The following is a 15,154-nucleotide window of genomic DNA, read 5'->3' as shown; positions in this document are numbered from 1 at the left end:
AGTGTGGCAGATGTCAGGCCGAATTGCTATGATATTGCGGTCAAGCCTCCCAAATGAATGGTTTTGTTGTCAAATCGGAACCAGCCCGGTGTGGTCGCACCACTCAGACGCAATTTCGGTCGGTCCGAGGTTAATTGGCACCAGGTACAAGGCCTCAGGGGTTCAGGTTAATCCGGCCGGAAACCAGTGGCCTGACCGGATGGCCGTAAATATGCCGGTTGGTCACAAATGCGTCGCGAGCCCTTTCGCGGGCCATAGCTCTTGGATAAAAGAATAACGCGCCAGCACCGAAACGCCGGCCTTCGATGTCTTCATTGAATTACCGGGAGAAAACCTGTGACGTCTTTCCGCCTGGCGAAACTAGCGATCCTTTGTCTTGGCATTCCAACCATGTCCCCTGCGCAATCCGCCGAGGACCCAAGCGCTGGGCTGTTGATGGAACTGAACAATTTGCAACAGGTCGATGGCAACTGCCGATTGTCATTTCTGTTGCAAAATCAGACCGGTGCCGAGATTGAGGCCGCCAATTATGAAACCGTGATCTTCAACGCTGAGGGCAATGTTGTCAGCCTGTCGCTGTATAATTTCCGCGATATTCCTGCGGGACGTCTGCGGGTGCGGCAGTTCAGCATCGCGGACATGAGCTGCGGCGATGTTGGCCGGATTCTGATCAACGGATCCAATACATGTACGGTCGAAGGCGCCGAAAGCGATCTTTGCGACGAAGCCCTTACGCTAAACAACCGAACAGATGTGGAGTTTCTCAGATGAGCCCGCTTGATGCTTTGCGTGAAATTGTTGCCCTTGGCGGGCCGGTGGTTGCGGTCCTGATCGCCATGTCGATCGTGACGCTGGCCGTCACGCTGTACAAGCTTTGGCAGTTCACCGTTTCCGGTGTCGGTCGGCACAAGATCCTGTCCCAGGCGCTTGCGGCCTGGGATGCAGGTGACACGCAGGCCGCAAGGGCCAAGCTGGCGGAAAGCCGCAGTTATCTTGCGCCGCTAGTCAGCACTGCCATGGATGCGCCCATCATGCCCGGGCTGGACCAAAGGCTGGATGCCGAGGCCGGGTTGGCCTTGGCGGGCCTTGAACGCGGCTTTCGCCTGCTGGACACCGTGGCACAGCTGGCGCCTCTGCTGGGCCTGTTCGGCACCGTCCTTGGCATGATCGAAGCGTTCCAGAGCCTGCAGACTGCCGGATCATCCGTTGATCCCTCGCTGCTTGCGGGCGGTATCTGGGTGGCGCTGGTCACCACAGCGGTTGGTCTGGCCGTGGCGATGCCGACCTCGATGGTCCTGTCCTGGTTCGAAAGTCGCACTGCGCGCGAACGGGTTTTCGCCGACAAGGCCTTGAGGACCGTTCTTGTTCCGGGGCAGGGATCGTCAGACTCTGCCCAAATGGCCGCTGTCCCAACGACAGCAGATCATGCGTAATCGGGCACCATTTGTGCGACGGCCAATGTCGATGACGCCGCTCATCGACATCATTTTCCTTTTGTTGCTTTTCTTCATGCTGACTTCGACCTTCTCGAAATATGCCGAGATCGAATTGAGCAGTGCGACCGGCGGCGCCTCGACCGACGAAGTTACGGGTCAGCGGGTGTTTCTGCAGCTGGGATCAGAGCGCCTGATCCTGAACGGTGTGCCGGTCACATTGGACGACGTGGTCGAACAGGTGAACACCGGTCAGGTCCTGGTCAGCCTCGACCCCGATACAACCTCGCAAAGGCTGGTCAATCTGCTGGTACGGTTGCGTGGCCGTGACGGGTTGAGCGTTCTGGTGCTGGAGTGAGGCGATGATCCGCAATATTCGACCCCGCCGCAAACGCGATTCGACCATTGCTTTGATCAATGTCGTGTTTCTGATGCTGATCTTCTTTTTGATCACCGGAACGATAGCGCCGCCGCTGGATCCGGATCTGCAACTTGTGGATACGTCAGAACTGGATGGCAGTGAGCCTCCCGACGCATTGGTTCTGCACAAGAACGGATTGCTCAGCTTTCGGGGCCGCCCGATGACCCCCGAAGCCTATATGGCCGGTCGCGAACCCGCGCCGGTGCGCATCGTGCCCGACCGTGAAGCACCGGGCCACCGCCTGATCGAGGTGACCGGCACTTTGCGGCGGCTGGGGGCAACCTCAGTCTTTGTAGTGACCGAAAAGGCGCTGGAATGATCAGACGCTCGGTTGTCATTGCGGCTATTGCGGTCCTGGTGTCCCTGTTAATTCACTTAGTCGGGTTGAGCGTGACGGCGCCCCGTCTGACTGAAACCACGGAACCTGCAGGCCCGGCCGATGCCATCGCGCTGGGCAATGAGTTCGAAGAGATTGCCGATGTCGTTGCGGACCCGGTTGAGCCCGAGCCTGCCCCCGAATCCGAACTGGAACCGGAAGAGCCGCTGGCGCCCGAACCGGAACCCGAAGAAGTGCCGGTCAGCGAAGCATTGGTCGCCTCTGATAACCCTCAGCAGGTCCCTTCACCCGATCTGGGCAAGTCCGAAATCGTGCGCCCGGTTGTGACGGAAACGGTTGAGCCGTCGGAAACCACGTCTGAGACACCTTCGGACGCAAATGAAGCCGCCAGCCAGGACGAAGATTCCACGCCTCAGGCCGAACCCAGTGAGCAGGCCGAAACACCCGAAGGAGTGCCCGAGGCCAGCCCGGTGCAAGCCGAAGAACAGGCAGCGGTTGACCCGGCCCCGGCTGAAGTTCCCACGCCCGAGCCATCGTCGGTTCCCGACATACCGCTGATAGCTGACATTCCCGACGTCGATATCCCACTTGTCGAGCCCGAACCCGAACCTGAGGCGGAGGAAGAGACAGCGACGGCACTGACCTCTTCGGTGCGTCCGAAGCTACCGGATCAACGACCTAGTTCCAAACCGCAGGGCGTCTTGCCGGGCTCCAACGATTTCAGTGATCTGCGGTTCCCAGAGAAAGAAGTCGAATCCCCGCTGTCGCAGTACAAACGCGCGGGAATTGACCCGTTCACACGCGGCAACACCAGTGCAGGTTCAGGGGGAAGGGGGCCAGGCAATTCCACCAAAACCAACTATGCTGGCCGTGTGCTCATGCATCTGAACCGGGCGCCTTTGGTCTATGTTTCGGCACGCGGTTTCGCTCAAGTCTTTTTTCAGATCAACCCGGATGGCACCTTGGCCTTTGTCGATGTGGTCGACAGCTCTGGATCCCCCGAAGTCGACCGCGCTGCCAAGGCGCAGGTTCGTGCGGCGTCACCTTTCCCGTTGCCCCCTGGCGGTGTCAGCCGCAGCCTGTCATTTTTCTATAACAGCAACTAGCATATGGTGCCGTAGCAGGATCGCATCCGACCCGAAGCGCGGCTGGGCATTATGCTGTGTGACTGGGCGTGCTCTTGGGCGTGGCAATTCCCGGAATGCGGACTCTCAGATTGCGACTCACCTGAAATTGGGCTGCAGTCACAACAGGGGTAGGGACCGAGAATCCCTGAATCATGCGACCTGTCAATAATTCCCGGTTTAAAGAGGTGGTCTGGCTTTTTTGCGTTCAAATTTTTGTAACGTTTCCAATGAGCGAACAAAGTGCTCGAAAAGCTTGAATATCTACGCCCTGCGGCCTTTTTGCCCGGTGCAAAGTGGCAACACCGTTGCAGGCAGAGGGCGTGGAAAATCCCGTCTCGCTATTGTGCCCATGTTGAAATTATTCGACGAATTTAGCCGCCGCTTCGGTGGCACTACTCCTCTCAAAACTTATGGATTAACCATGAAAAACGTACTCATCGCATCGACCGCGCTGATTGCAACCGCCAGTGTTGCTGCCGCGGAAGTCAAATTCAGCGGCTATGGCCGCTTTGGTCTGGGCTATGAAGAAGACCGTTCAGCAACCACCACCACAACGACCGCGTCTGGTGCGGTCAATTCGAACAACGCCTCGACCGACGATACCATTTTGGTGTCGCGTTTTCGTCTGAACATCGACGCCAGTGCCGAAACAGATGGCGGCGTTGAATTCCAGGGCCGTGTTCGTTTGCAGGCGGATGACGATTCAAGCACCGGCGAGCAGAACGAAGCTGGCCTGAATGGCGCCCGTTTCTCGGTTATCTATGGCGGCCTGCGTGTTGACGCCGGTAACGTTTCGGGTTCGTTCGACAACCTGGATGACTACTTCGGTACCGAGCCGGGCCTGGAAGAATTCCTGGGTCAGTATTCGGGCGTGAACTATTCCTTCCTAGAATACAGCTCAACCGGCACGGGCGCGAATGCTGTGTTCTTCCGCTACACCGTTGGCGATCTGGCATTCTCGGCATCCTATGACCAGGACACGAAATTCCTGGGCGCAGGCATCACTGACGACCGTGATCGCTGGGACGTAAGCGCAACTTACACCTTCAACAACTTCACCGCCTCGCTGGCATATGGTGAAACTGATGAAGGCGCAGGCGTTGACAAGGAAAGCCTGACTGTTCTGACCCTGGGTGCAGAACTGGGCGATTTCTACGGCACCCTGTTCGTGGCTGACGATGACGTCAACAACGACGCCGAAGACGGCACCGCTTATGGTTTCTCGGTCGCCTATGATCTGGGTGCGGCAACCACGCTGCAGCTGGTTTACGGTGACGGTTCGGCTGACGACGACACCCGCAACATCGGTGTTGGCGCCATCTATGACCTGGGCGGCGGTGTATCGCTGCGTGGTGCAGTTGGCGAGATCAAAGACGGCGATGACGACGGCAAGATCCGTGCCGACTTTGGTGCTCAGTTCAACTTCTAAGCTGATCTGAACCATATTGATCTAAGGGCGGGCCTTCGGGTCCGCCCTTTTTCTGTCTGACTATTTCTTTTCAAAGAACAAAATGACTTCACCCAGCCGGATGCCATAGCGCGAGACATAGGCCCGGTTCAGCAGCCGGTCATCGCTCAGCAGCCACATCCAGTCATCGAAATCGACCCGCATGGTCCCATCCTTGACGGGCAGGTCGATCTTGTAGGTCCAGTTGAAGGTATCGCCACGCTCGATCCCGCTGGCGGTGCCCAGCACGCCGGGGGCTGTGCCGGTCCAGGTATCCTCGCCGGTTTTGGTCAGGGTCCAGACGCGCTGCTCGGTTGCGCCGTCGTCATAAACGAAATCCTCGATCAGGGTCAGCGTCTCGCCATCCCATGTACCATTGATATCAACAGTGAACCGGCGTGGCACATTGCCCAGAACATCCTGAAATTGACCATAGGCCACAGTCTGACCCTCAAAGAACTCTTCCAGGTTCAACTGCCGATCGGACAAAAAGGTCTTGGGGGTTCGGGGTTTCGCGGAGCAGGCAGCCAGAACGGTCAGCCCCAGAACAGCAAGGCCCGCGATGACAAGACGACGTGGTTTCATTGCAGCACCCGTGTTTCAGCGGCGGTGTCATGGCCATTCGCCCGGTCCAGATAGGTCGATTTGGTGGAGGGCGCCGGGCGCATGGTGGCTATCAGCTCGGCGACTTTGATGCCGAACATTCGCATCTCGGACCGGTTCATGATCACGCCACTTTCCGTCAGGTACATCCAGTCGGTTACGTCCAGCGTGTGTCCCCCTGCGTCCTCGGGCAGGATGATCTTGTAGGTCAGCTTTACGGTCGAGCCCGAGACCGTGCCGCGCCCTTCGCCCACGATGTCATCTGCTGTCGCGATGAATGTGTTTCCTGTGCCCAGAGTCAGATACCATTTGCGGGCCATCTTCTTGCCGTTGGAATAGGTGAAATTCTCGGTCAGAGTGCCTGTGTTGCCGTCCCATTCCCCGACCATACGGGCGACAAAGCTGTTCGACATCTTACCGTCGGGGCCATAGATCAGCCCTTCGGACAGGATCTCCCCGTTCAGGTTTTCCGTCATCTTAAACGCGGGGCCGGTGCCGCTGTAATCCTCAGGCGATTGGGCCCGAAAGCTGAGATAGCGCCCTTTTGCGATGGACAGGGCGAAGATGATGAGCAGGGCAATGGCAAGTAGTTTCATTTGGCTGAGACCTCAGTTGGCAGCGTCAGGACCATTCCAAACGCGCCGAGTTTCAGGATGCAGGGCAAAATGGCATAGGCGAGGTTGAGCGTTTGCAGCGCCTCGGCTGAATTTGCCTGTCCCGGAGTGAATCCGCTGCGTTCCAGCAATGGCAGGGTGAAGAAGGCCGCCAGGGCCAGCCCCAGCTTGCCCGCGAAGGACCAGATGCCGAATGCGGCGGATGCGTTCAGACCTGCGCGTGTCAGAGCGACCGAGAACATGGCCGGCAGCACCACCATATCCGCCCCAAGTGCGGCGCCCGATGCAATGCAGATCAGGGCGAACCCGGCTAGACTGCCGGTTGACAGCGTCGCGGCGCTGACAAAGGCCGCAATCGACAGCGGCATGGCGATCATTAGGGTCTGTTTCGGGCCAATCCGATTGCTGAGCCGCGCCCAAAGGGGCACGCTTGCCCCCGCGCTGAGGAAGAACAAGATCAACAGCGGTCCTGCCATGCCTGGCAGTTGCAGCCGGTCTTCGACAAAAAACAGAAACAGAGTCGAGGTGATGGCGACCGGCAAGCTGTTGATCAGCGCAAGAACCAGCAGGCGCAGCGCACCGGCATCGCCGAGCCCGGAAAAGGTCAGGGCTTGTCCGGTTATCGGCGCGCGTCGCCAGATCGGGGCCGTCAGGACAAAGGTCAGAATGGCGATGAGGCCCAAAAACAGCCCGAACGCAGGATAGCCCTGCGCCTGCGCGCCAAAGGCGACAAACAGCGCGGGGGCACTTGCGGCAAGTATCACGCCGGTTAGCTGCCCGCCCTCGCGATAGGCGGCGAGTGTCATCAGCTCGGACGGGGTGGGCGTTTTGGCCAACGTGGCGCTGCGGCCATAGAGCAGGATGGTTCCCAGGCTGTAGGCTGAAAACAGCAGGATAAGGATGGCCACCAAACTGGCAACGGACGCGCCCTCAGACAGAGTGAACAGCAGCGGGAAGCCAACCGCCAGCCCAAGTGCGGCGAGGGCAGCAAACAAAAGCTGGCCACCAGGCCACCGGTCAATCGCCCAGCCAATCAGGGGATCCTGCACAAGGTCAACCAAACGGATCAGCAACAGGACGGCGCCGATCACCCCAAGGCCAATGCCCAGATTGACCGCCGCAAAACGCGGCAGGTGAATGTAAAGCGGGATGCCTGCAGCAGCGAGCATCAACGCATAGAGACTGACCCGGGGATACAGCATCACTGACCCTTCAACTGCCGGGTAAAGTTGGCCGATCTGGTGTTGCTGCCAAGAAAGATCGACATGAATGAGCGCGTGATACCCGGGCTCGACAAGGTGCAGGTTCTGCTGCCATTGCGCCAGAACCCGATCTTGTCCGGCCCCTCCGGGATTGCCAGATAGCTGTCGCCTTTGCTGACGGCCTGAAAACAGGCCTGCAACTGATCGGCGGTTGGAGGCGGGTTGCCCTGTCGCACCATTTCGTCAAGCGTCGACTTGATCAGAGCCTTCTGCGCGATGGATTTGCGGTATGTCAGTTTCAGTCCGAACTCTTGATTCCAGTCAAACGGTGCGCCGCCGGGCGTATAAAGCCTGGCATCGTAAACCGGCAAACCCAGGAACCGGAACGTAGAGCTGCCAAGAACCTGTGGATCGCCCAGCCGGTCAGCCAAAGGCGACGCCGCCAAGCCGCAGGGCAGCATCATCGCCAGCGCCAGAATGGCCGGGCACATCAGCTTAGAGAGCGGCCGCAACAGGGATGGCCGCGATCTGTTCGGGGGTGCCATTGTCTGCTCCGATGGTTTGCGGGGTGCCGGTGATCCGCTCGACGACATGCATCGCGCTGGCAATCCCGTCTTCGTGAAACCCGTGCCGGTTATAGGCGCCCGCAAACCAGGTGCGGTTCTGTCCTTGCATCTCGCGGATTTGCCCCTGTGCCCAAAGTGCGGCCTTGTCAAAAACCGGATGGGCGAATTCGACCTTATCATAGATCTTGTCGGCGGCGATCTCGGATGAGGCGTTCAGCGTCACAAACAGCGGGTCACTGTCGGGAATATTCTGCAGCCTGTTCATCCAATAGGTCACCCCGACATTCCCGGCCTGCGAGCGATAGGTCCAGCTGGACCAGCAGGCCCGGCGTTTGGGCATCTGCGACGGATCGCAATGCAGGATGGCCGTGTTGGGCTGATACTGGATCGCGCCAAGCGCGGCTGCTTCGGCTGGGGTGGCATCCTGGCCCAGAATGGCAAGGGATTGATCCGAGTGGGTGGCCAGAATGATCTCATCATACTGATCCGACTGGCCTTGGCTGTGAACGGTCACGCCTATCTCATTGCGCTGAACCCTCTGAACGGGGCTGGCCAGACGTATTTCGGCCCCGCGGGCACGCAGGGTGGCGTCAATCCGGCGGACATATTCAATGCTGCCGCCCTTGACGGTGTACCATTGGTGCTGATTGGCGCGGCCATTGGCCAGCAGAGCGTGATTGCGAAAGAACTGCACCAGCGACCGCGCCGGGAATTGATCCACAAATTCAACTGGGGTCGACCAGATCGCTCCGCACATGGGCATCAGGTAATTGTGCCGAAACCAGTGCCCCAACCGCAGCTGATCAACCAGCTCTCCGATCGTTGTGTCATCGTCCTTGGCTGCGTCCGGGGCCTCTCTGCCAAAACGCAGGATGTCGGCGATCATCTTGTAATAGGCCGGCCGCGCAAGATTGCGTTTCTGCGCCGTAAGAGTGCGCAGGTTGTTCAGCCCGTATTCGATGCGCCCATTGTCGATGGTCGCACCAAAGCTCATCTCGGATTTTTCGACAGGCACGTTCAGCGTATCGAACAACCGTGTCAGGTAAGGGTAGGTGGCATAGTTGAAGACGATAAAACCGGTATCGACGGGTTGATCGTCATTTTTGCCCGCCACGACCGTGCGGGCATGCCCGCCAAGCCTGGGTTCAGCCTCAAAGAGTGTCACGTCATTGTTTTCGGAAAGATAATAAGCCGCTGAAAGGCCTGAAATGCCTGCGCCAACTATGGCGATTTTTTTCCTGCCCCTTTGGGTTTCGTCGAACATGATAGCCTCGTTACGTGACGTTTTGATAATGAATACGCAGTAGGAGCAGGATTGGATCATTCAAGACAGGGGTATTTCGGGTGCGGCTGCAATTTAACGGCCTCACCGCGAGCAACCGAAGGTGATCCAAACTGGCCGTGTAACCGTATTGAAATAACACAATTCAGAAATGGTCGGCATGAACAGCTTTGACGGGAAAACTTATTGGATAGTTGGCGCAAGCGAAGGTTTGGGTCGTGCTTTGGCGCAAGCTCTAAGCAATCGCGGCGCCCGGGTGATCCTGTCGGCGCGAAACGCGAAACGCCTGGATGAAATCTGCAGCATTCTGCCAAATTCAAAAGCCATTCGTTGCGATGTCGCTGATTTAGACTCTGTTCGACGTGCCGCTTCCGCTGCCGGAAAAGTGGATGGCCTTATCTATAATGCCGGAGCTTATGACCCGATGCGCAGCACTGAGTGGAACACCGAGGCCGCTCTTCGGATGTCCGATGTGAATTTTCAGGGCGCTTTGCGGGTTCTGGGCGAAATACTTCCTGGGTTTGTTAAGGCCGGGCAGGGGGAGATCACGCTGATCGGGTCGCTGTCCGGCTATCATGGCCTGCCATCTGCAGTCGGGTATGGTGCCAGCAAGGCGGCTTTGATTTCACTGGCAGAAACCATGCGGCATGATCTGGCGGGTTCGGGCGTCACGGTTCGGATCGTAAATCCCGGCTTCATCAAGACTCGCCTGACCGAAAAGAACAGTTTCCGGATGCCGATGCTGATGACGCCTCAGGGCGCGGCCCAGCATGTGGTTCGGGCAATGTCCCGCCACAGATTCCGCACAGACTTCCCAGCGCCGTTTTCATGGCTGATCCGCCTTGTAGGTTATTTGCCGGATTGGGTGATATATCGCGGAAGATAGGCCCTAACATTGGGGTTTTGAGCTTCTGCCAGGCTTAACCGCAGGTCAGGCTCTGTATGATCCCCGAGCCGTTTACAAAGACGTTCAGCCGGTCGATGCGATAATCCTGTGTGGCGATGTCATCGGGGCCTAAAACGCGCGACCGTTCGGGTAATTGCGACTGAATGGTCGATACAGGCTTGCCAATCGCATCGGCAATTGGCTCTCCTTTGCAAAAGGCCAAATCTACCGGGGTGGGTTCAAGTGGCAGTGGCGCGTCCTCAGGAGCGGGCGACTCCGTACATGCGACCAGCAAAATCAAAACAGGGGTCAAACGGCGCATTGGCGCTCCTTTTTCTGGCAATGTCGTTTCTGTAATATCAAATATTTAGCATTGCTGCCATCAAAGCGCAGTTGAAAAAATCCTGCATTTAACGCAGGGTCAGGCCAAATTTGACTGGGAGAAGTACATCATGCGCACCCGTGCCGCCGTCGCCGTGCAGGCCGGCAAACCTTTGGAAGTGATGGATGTGAACCTCGAAGGCCCCAAGGCGGGCGAGGTTCTGGTCGAGATCAAGGCGACCGGCATTTGCCACACCGACGAATTCACCCTGTCGGGTGCAGACCCCGAAGGCCTGTTCCCCGCCATTCTGGGCCATGAAGGCGCAGGTGTGGTGGTCGAGGTCGGCCCGGGCGTGACCAGCCTGAAGCCGGGCGATCACGTGATCCCGCTTTACACCCCCGAGTGTCGCGAATGTGAATACTGCCTGCATCCCAAAACCAACCTGTGTCAGGCGATCCGTTCGACGCAGGGCCAAGGGTTGATGCCCGATGGCACCTCGCGGTTCTCGACGCTGGATGGTGATCCGATCCTGCATTACATGGGCTGCTCGACCTTTGCCAACCACACGGTCCTGCCGGAAATCGCGCTTGCCAAAGTGCGCCCGGACGCGCCTTTCGACAAGATCTGCTATATCGGTTGCGGCGTGACCACCGGCATCGGCGCGGTGATCAACACCGCCAAGGTCGAGATCGGCAGCCGCGCCATTGTCTTTGGTCTGGGTGGCATCGGCCTGAACGTGATCCAGGGCCTGCGACTGGCAGGGGCCGACCAGATCGTCGGCGTCGACCTGAACCCCTCCAAGGTGGAAATGGCCACCCGGTTCGGTATGACCGATTTCGTGAACCCGTCCGAGGTCGAAGGCGATCTGGTGCCTTATCTGGTCAATCTGACCAAGGGCGGCGCAGATTACACCTTTGACGCAACGGGCAATGTCGGCGTGATGCGCACGGCGCTGGAATCTGCACATAAGGGCTGGGGTGAATCGATCATCATCGGCGTGGCACCTGCTGGGGCCGAGATCTCGACCCGCCCGTTCCAGCTGGTCACCGGTCGTTCCTGGCGCGGTACGGCCTTTGGCGGCGCCCGTGGCCGCACGGATGTGCCCAAGATCGTCGATTGGTACATGGAAGGTAAGATCGAGATCGACCCGATGATCACCCACACCATGGGACTGGACGACATCAACCATGGGTTCGACCTGATGCATAAGGGCGAAAGCATCCGCTCGGTTGTGGTTTACTAAGGCTCTAATCCAGACGGAAAAGTTGTTACGGCGCGCTTCTGGCGCGCCGTTTGTCATTCTCCTGGTCGCGTCGCCCCTGTATCCGAACGCGGTGAGCGAACCCGCAGAACCGGGGTGTTGGCTGAGGTGGTGTTCGACCGGCTCTCGCGCCAGACGACGAAGACACCAGATGCGATGATGATGCTGGCGCCGACGGCAACCCAGCCGTCTGGCTTTTCGCCGAAAAACGCCATGCCAAAGATCGTGGCCCAGATGATCTGGCTGTATTGGCTGGGGGCGATGACCCCCGCTGGCGCGGCACGATAAGCCAGAATAATCAGGTGTTGGGCAATGACAGAAAAGACTCCGACCAGTGCCATCATGGCCAGATGCAACAGGGACGGAGGCTGATAAACGGCCGGTTGCGCGATGCTCATGACCACTATGGCCAGCAGCATCGGATAAAGGATCAGAACGGCCGAGCGTTCCTCATTGCCGATCTTACGGACCAAAACTGACGCGAAAGCGCTGCAGAACGCGGCCGTCAGCGCCGCCAGATGGCCTAGCGTGATGTCCGTGGTACCCGGGCGCAGAACGATCAACACGCCGATCAGGCCCACGCCAACCGCGGCCCAACGCTGGGCGCGGACCACCTCGCCCAATATGGGGATCGACAGGACCGTGACGATCAGCGGGAAAGAGAACAGGAGTGAATATACCTCGGCCAAAGGCAGGACCGAAAAGGAATAAAATGCGCAGGACATGCCTGTGACCATCAACCCCGACCGCAGCAGGACCAGCCAGGGATGGTGCGGAAGGAAGTTGCCGGTAGAGCGGTCTGTCAGGATTGTCACGGCCATCGGCACAAAGGAAAACAGCGTGGCGAAAAAGATGATTTGCATCACCGAATAGGTTCCGCCCAGCACCTTGATCAGCGCATCGTGGCTGGCAAAGACAGCAAAGCCCAGAAACGCATAGCCAAGGCCCCTGAGGGTGGTGTTTTGAGTGCTCATCGGTCTGGCCTTGGGCAGCGGAATGGTGGGTTCATCCGTTGCATAAACCCATTTTTCAGAGTCTGATAGCCCTTATTTTACCGCTAACATGGCAACTGGCCATGATCTGAGATCATCGCAGGATCGGTGGCGCGTCCTTTGGCTGGCGCGCGGATTGTACACCCACTTTCATCCCTACGCCGATGCGCCGGGCCAGCGCCACCCAGGGCAGCGCGGTTTCTGCGGGCAGGGTGCTATGGGCCACCTCCTCGAACAGGTCCAGCCAATGATCGAACAATTCGGGCCTGATATCGGGCCTTTCGATGTGAATACGCTGCGGATTTCCGTCATAACAACGCTCATGCAGAATGGCGTTGCGCCAGAACGCGGCGATCTTGTTCTCGTGCGGGGGCCAGTCGCTGACATGGTTTGCAAAGACCGGCGCCAGTGCCTCGTCCTGCCGGACGCGGGCGTAGAATGCGCTCACCTGCGACATGATCTGTTCAGCGGTGGCGGGAAACCTCGGAGGAATTCCTGGGCGGGCAGGAGGGGTAGGTTTGGACATGGGCGTTCCGAAACTGAATTGCGCCCCGTTCAGATCGGATTGTAGCCCGTGCTGTCAAGCCACGGCGCGTATATGTCGCGCTGTCTCAAAGAAGCGTTTGCGCAGGAAACGGGTCGGTTCCCCTCGCCGGGTCAGGCATCTTTTGTACAAAGAAGGAGACCTAACATGCACAAAATATCTGCCCTCCCCACCGCGCAGGTTCAGGCCTATCGCCAAGGCGCGCCTGATGGTTATGGCAACCCGCCCGAACGGGCGATATCGAACGGGGAAGGAAACCCCTGCCGTCATTGCCTGACCTATATTCCCAGGGGAAAGGAAATGCTGGTGCTGGCCCACCGGCCCTTTCCAGCGACACAACCTTTTGCTGAAACCGGGCCGATTTACCTTTGTGTAGAGCATTGTCAGCGCTATGAGGATCTCACCAACCTGCCCGAGGCGCTGACCGCCTCACCCAATTATCTGATTAAAGGGTACGGATCGGACGACAGGATTGTTTACGGCACCGGGATCATTACGCCGCAGGCGGAATTGCAAAACGCTGCCGGGGGTATCTTTGCCCGCGCGGATGTCGCCTATATCCACATCAGATCCGCGTCGAATAACTGCTATCACGCGCGGATCGACCGCGCCTAAAGCTTAACCCGGTGCAATCCCCGGCGCGGCTGATCAAGATCAGCTGCCGGGACATCGCCCGCCCGGGTCGAGGTCAGAGCCAGGAACACATCCTCAAGATCCGCTTCTTCGGTGCGAACGTCCCGGATACGGATGCCCACGGCCCTGACGGATTCCAGAACCTGTTCGGCACTGGTCTGGGCACTGCGATAGCGCAGCACCAGGCTGCCATCGTCGCGCAGTGTGGCCTCGACTCCCTCGGCCGCAGGCAGTTCAGTGACGGGGCCATCCGGAATAATTACCATCGTCCGGCCATCCATGCGGCTCAGCAGGTCTGCCGTGCTGTCCTGTGCGATCTTTTCGCCATGATTGATGATGGCGATCTGGTCGCACATCTCCTGTGCTTCTTCCAGGTAATGCGTCGTCAGGATGATGGTCATGCCCTGCTGGTTCAGCTTGCGCACGTTGGCCCAGAGCATTTGGCGCAGCTCGATATCCACGCCCGCTGTGGGTTCGTCCAGAACCAGCACTTTGGGGTTATGCACCAAAGCCTTGGCCAACAGCAACCGGCGCCGCATCCCGCCGGACAGGGTGCGGGCATAGGCCTCGGCCTTGTCGCTGAGGCCAACCAGTTCGAGGATTTCATCACTGCGCCGCTGCGCCTTTGGTACACCATATAGGCCAGCCTGAACCTCCAAAGCACCGCGCGGGGTAAAGAACGGGTCCAGGTTCAGCTCTTGCGGCATAACGCCGATGGCAGCGCGAGATTGGCGCGGGTTGCGGTCTTGGTCATGACCCCAGATCGACACATGGCCTGCAGATTTCACCACCAAACCGGCCAGAATGTTGATCAGGGTCGATTTCCCAGCCCCGTTCGGCCCCAGCAATCCAAAGACTGAACCGCGCGGGATTGTCAGGTCGATGCCCTTCAGCGCCTGCTTTTCAGGCTGGCCCTTGCTGCCGCGATAGGTCTTGCGCAGCCCTTCGATCCTGATTGCCGCATTGTCCATGTGGCTCTTGCCCCCGGTTTGCTCATCGCTCATAAACGCACCTAATGCATGCCCGCGAGGCCGACAACCAGTGAAGGATCGCCAGCCGTGACAATCGAAGCGCCGGAAACCAAGATCGTCGAAACCTCTCGTGTCGCCTGTGATGGCGGCGAAGGTGCATTGGGCCACCCACGTGTCTGGTTACAGATCCCCGAAGACACCGGCTGGGTCGAGTGCCCCTATTGCGACTGCAAGTATGTCTTGAAGGGGCACCATGCCAGCGCCTGAATGTGCAAAGCCGCGGGCAGGTTTGACCTCTGCCTGATCATTGGAGCTGTTGGCTATTTTCTGGCCGCCGCTATCGGAATGCTTCTAACCGGATCGGGAAATCGGGCGCAGGGCAATGATACGATCGAAATCGCCCTGGTCTGCGGGCCGATCTACAGGCCTCCGGGGTGCCGGGTTTTTTCGACCGAAATCAGTTTTAAGGCCAGAGGGCGTTTCAACGCGCTGTGAACCTGCAATGTCTGGGCC

20 protein-coding genes are annotated in these 15,154 nt (G+C 58.6%); 11 read left to right on the top strand and 9 right to left on the bottom strand.

Going from position 1 to position 15,154, the window contains the following annotated elements:
- Positions 1-336 precede the first annotated feature (336 nt).
- The 6 genes from AC2FJV_RS15025 to AC2FJV_RS15000 all read left to right on the top strand — a co-directional run bounded on the left by AC2FJV_RS15025 (position 337) and on the right by AC2FJV_RS15000 (position 4,747).
- Positions 337-771, top strand: a complete 435-nt coding sequence (locus tag AC2FJV_RS15025) for a hypothetical protein (RefSeq protein ID WP_282027674.1) — start codon at positions 337-339, stop codon at positions 769-771.
- Positions 768-1,433 (top strand): MotA/TolQ/ExbB proton channel family protein, encoded by a 666-nt coding sequence (locus AC2FJV_RS15020; RefSeq protein WP_496714016.1) that lies wholly within the window; start codon positions 768-770, stop codon positions 1,431-1,433. Before AC2FJV_RS15025 ends, AC2FJV_RS15020 begins: the two co-directional genes overlap by 4 nt.
- Positions 1,426-1,791, top strand: a complete 366-nt coding sequence (locus AC2FJV_RS15015) for a biopolymer transporter ExbD (protein ID WP_271951790.1) — start codon at positions 1,426-1,428, stop codon at positions 1,789-1,791. Before AC2FJV_RS15020 ends, AC2FJV_RS15015 begins: the two co-directional genes overlap by 8 nt.
- A gap of 4 nt (positions 1,792-1,795) precedes the next feature.
- Positions 1,796-2,173, top strand: a complete 378-nt coding sequence (locus tag AC2FJV_RS15010) for an ExbD/TolR family protein (protein ID WP_496714015.1) — start codon at positions 1,796-1,798, stop codon at positions 2,171-2,173.
- Entirely contained in the window at positions 2,170-3,297 is a 1,128-nt protein-coding gene (locus tag AC2FJV_RS15005; RefSeq protein ID WP_496714014.1) for an energy transducer TonB family protein, read from the top strand. Before AC2FJV_RS15010 ends, AC2FJV_RS15005 begins: the two co-directional genes overlap by 4 nt.
- Before the next feature lie 442 nt (positions 3,298-3,739).
- A complete protein-coding gene (locus AC2FJV_RS15000) occupies positions 3,740-4,747 on the top strand; it encodes a porin (RefSeq protein WP_142638522.1) in 1,008 nt (335 codons plus the stop codon).
- A 60-nt stretch (positions 4,748-4,807) separates the two neighbouring features.
- Here the strand turns inward: AC2FJV_RS15000 and AC2FJV_RS14995 are convergent, their stop codons facing one another.
- The 5 genes from AC2FJV_RS14995 to AC2FJV_RS14975 are packed head-to-tail and all read right to left on the bottom strand — an operon-like array spanning position 4,808 to position 9,014.
- Entirely contained in the window at positions 4,808-5,350 is a 543-nt protein-coding gene (locus AC2FJV_RS14995) for a DUF3833 domain-containing protein (protein WP_142638524.1), read from the bottom strand.
- Entirely contained in the window at positions 5,347-5,964 is a 618-nt protein-coding gene (locus tag AC2FJV_RS14990) for a DUF3833 family protein (protein ID WP_496714013.1), read from the bottom strand. The genes AC2FJV_RS14995 and AC2FJV_RS14990 overlap by 4 nt, the downstream gene beginning before the upstream one ends.
- Positions 5,961-7,184 (bottom strand): MFS transporter, encoded by a 1,224-nt coding sequence (locus AC2FJV_RS14985; RefSeq protein WP_496690287.1) that lies wholly within the window; start codon positions 7,182-7,184, stop codon positions 5,961-5,963. Before AC2FJV_RS14985 ends, AC2FJV_RS14990 begins: the two co-directional genes overlap by 4 nt.
- The gene (locus AC2FJV_RS14980) at positions 7,184-7,696 is read right to left on the bottom strand and encodes a hypothetical protein (protein WP_496714012.1); all 513 of its coding nucleotides are present in this window, start codon (positions 7,694-7,696) and stop codon (positions 7,184-7,186) included. Before AC2FJV_RS14980 ends, AC2FJV_RS14985 begins: the two co-directional genes overlap by 1 nt.
- A complete protein-coding gene (locus tag AC2FJV_RS14975; protein ID WP_496714011.1) occupies positions 7,680-9,014 on the bottom strand; it encodes an NAD(P)/FAD-dependent oxidoreductase in 1,335 nt (444 codons plus the stop codon). The genes AC2FJV_RS14980 and AC2FJV_RS14975 overlap by 17 nt, the downstream gene beginning before the upstream one ends.
- A 178-nt stretch (positions 9,015-9,192) precedes the next feature.
- Here AC2FJV_RS14975 and AC2FJV_RS14970 point away from each other — a divergent pair, with 178 nt between their 5' ends.
- Positions 9,193-9,918, top strand: coding sequence for an SDR family NAD(P)-dependent oxidoreductase (locus AC2FJV_RS14970; RefSeq protein WP_142638532.1), 726 nt, complete (start codon positions 9,193-9,195; stop codon positions 9,916-9,918).
- Between the two features lie 34 nt (positions 9,919-9,952).
- On the opposite strand, the gene AC2FJV_RS14965 is transcribed toward AC2FJV_RS14970, so the two are convergent.
- Positions 9,953-10,240, bottom strand: coding sequence for an I78 family peptidase inhibitor (locus AC2FJV_RS14965; RefSeq protein WP_142638533.1), 288 nt, complete (start codon positions 10,238-10,240; stop codon positions 9,953-9,955).
- Between the two features lie 130 nt (positions 10,241-10,370).
- On the opposite strand from AC2FJV_RS14965, the gene AC2FJV_RS14960 reads away from it, so the two are divergent.
- Entirely contained in the window at positions 10,371-11,483 is a 1,113-nt protein-coding gene (locus tag AC2FJV_RS14960; protein ID WP_142638535.1) for an S-(hydroxymethyl)glutathione dehydrogenase/class III alcohol dehydrogenase, read from the top strand.
- Positions 11,484-11,536: 53 nt separating this feature from the next.
- Here the strand turns inward: AC2FJV_RS14960 and AC2FJV_RS14955 are convergent, their stop codons facing one another.
- Complete coding sequence (locus tag AC2FJV_RS14955; protein WP_496690284.1) at positions 11,537-12,475, bottom strand: DMT family transporter; 939 nt, start codon at positions 12,473-12,475, stop codon at positions 11,537-11,539.
- Between the two features lie 112 nt (positions 12,476-12,587).
- Positions 12,588-12,950 carry a group III truncated hemoglobin gene (locus AC2FJV_RS14950; RefSeq protein ID WP_246097259.1) on the bottom strand — a complete coding sequence of 121 codons (363 nt, stop codon included), beginning with the start codon at positions 12,948-12,950 and terminating at the stop codon, positions 12,588-12,590.
- A 234-nt stretch (positions 12,951-13,184) separates the two neighbouring features.
- Here AC2FJV_RS14950 and AC2FJV_RS14945 point away from each other — a divergent pair, with 234 nt between their 5' ends.
- The gene (locus AC2FJV_RS14945; RefSeq protein ID WP_281995733.1) at positions 13,185-13,652 is read left to right on the top strand and encodes a DUF1203 domain-containing protein; all 468 of its coding nucleotides are present in this window, start codon (positions 13,185-13,187) and stop codon (positions 13,650-13,652) included.
- Here the strand turns inward: AC2FJV_RS14945 and AC2FJV_RS14940 are convergent.
- The gene (locus AC2FJV_RS14940) at positions 13,649-14,641 is read right to left on the bottom strand and encodes an ABC transporter ATP-binding protein (RefSeq protein ID WP_496703582.1); all 993 of its coding nucleotides are present in this window, start codon (positions 14,639-14,641) and stop codon (positions 13,649-13,651) included. The two genes, AC2FJV_RS14945 and AC2FJV_RS14940, sit on opposite strands and share 4 nt — an antisense overlap.
- 87 nt (positions 14,642-14,728) lie before the next feature.
- On the opposite strand from AC2FJV_RS14940, the gene AC2FJV_RS14935 reads away from it, so the two are divergent.
- Both AC2FJV_RS14935 and AC2FJV_RS14930 read left to right on the top strand, forming a co-directional pair.
- Positions 14,729-14,908: a zinc-finger domain-containing protein gene (locus tag AC2FJV_RS14935; RefSeq protein WP_496714010.1), complete on the top strand. Its 180-nt coding sequence runs from the start codon at positions 14,729-14,731 to the stop codon at positions 14,906-14,908.
- Entirely contained in the window at positions 14,909-15,136 is a 228-nt protein-coding gene (locus AC2FJV_RS14930) for a hypothetical protein (protein ID WP_496714009.1), read from the top strand.
- The last annotated feature ends 18 nt before the right edge of the window (positions 15,137-15,154 follow it).

The organism is Ruegeria sp. CDSA241 (genome assembly GCF_059611265.1).
Note: the sequence above shows the minus strand (reverse complement) of the source record. Positions and strands in the feature narration are given on the sequence as shown.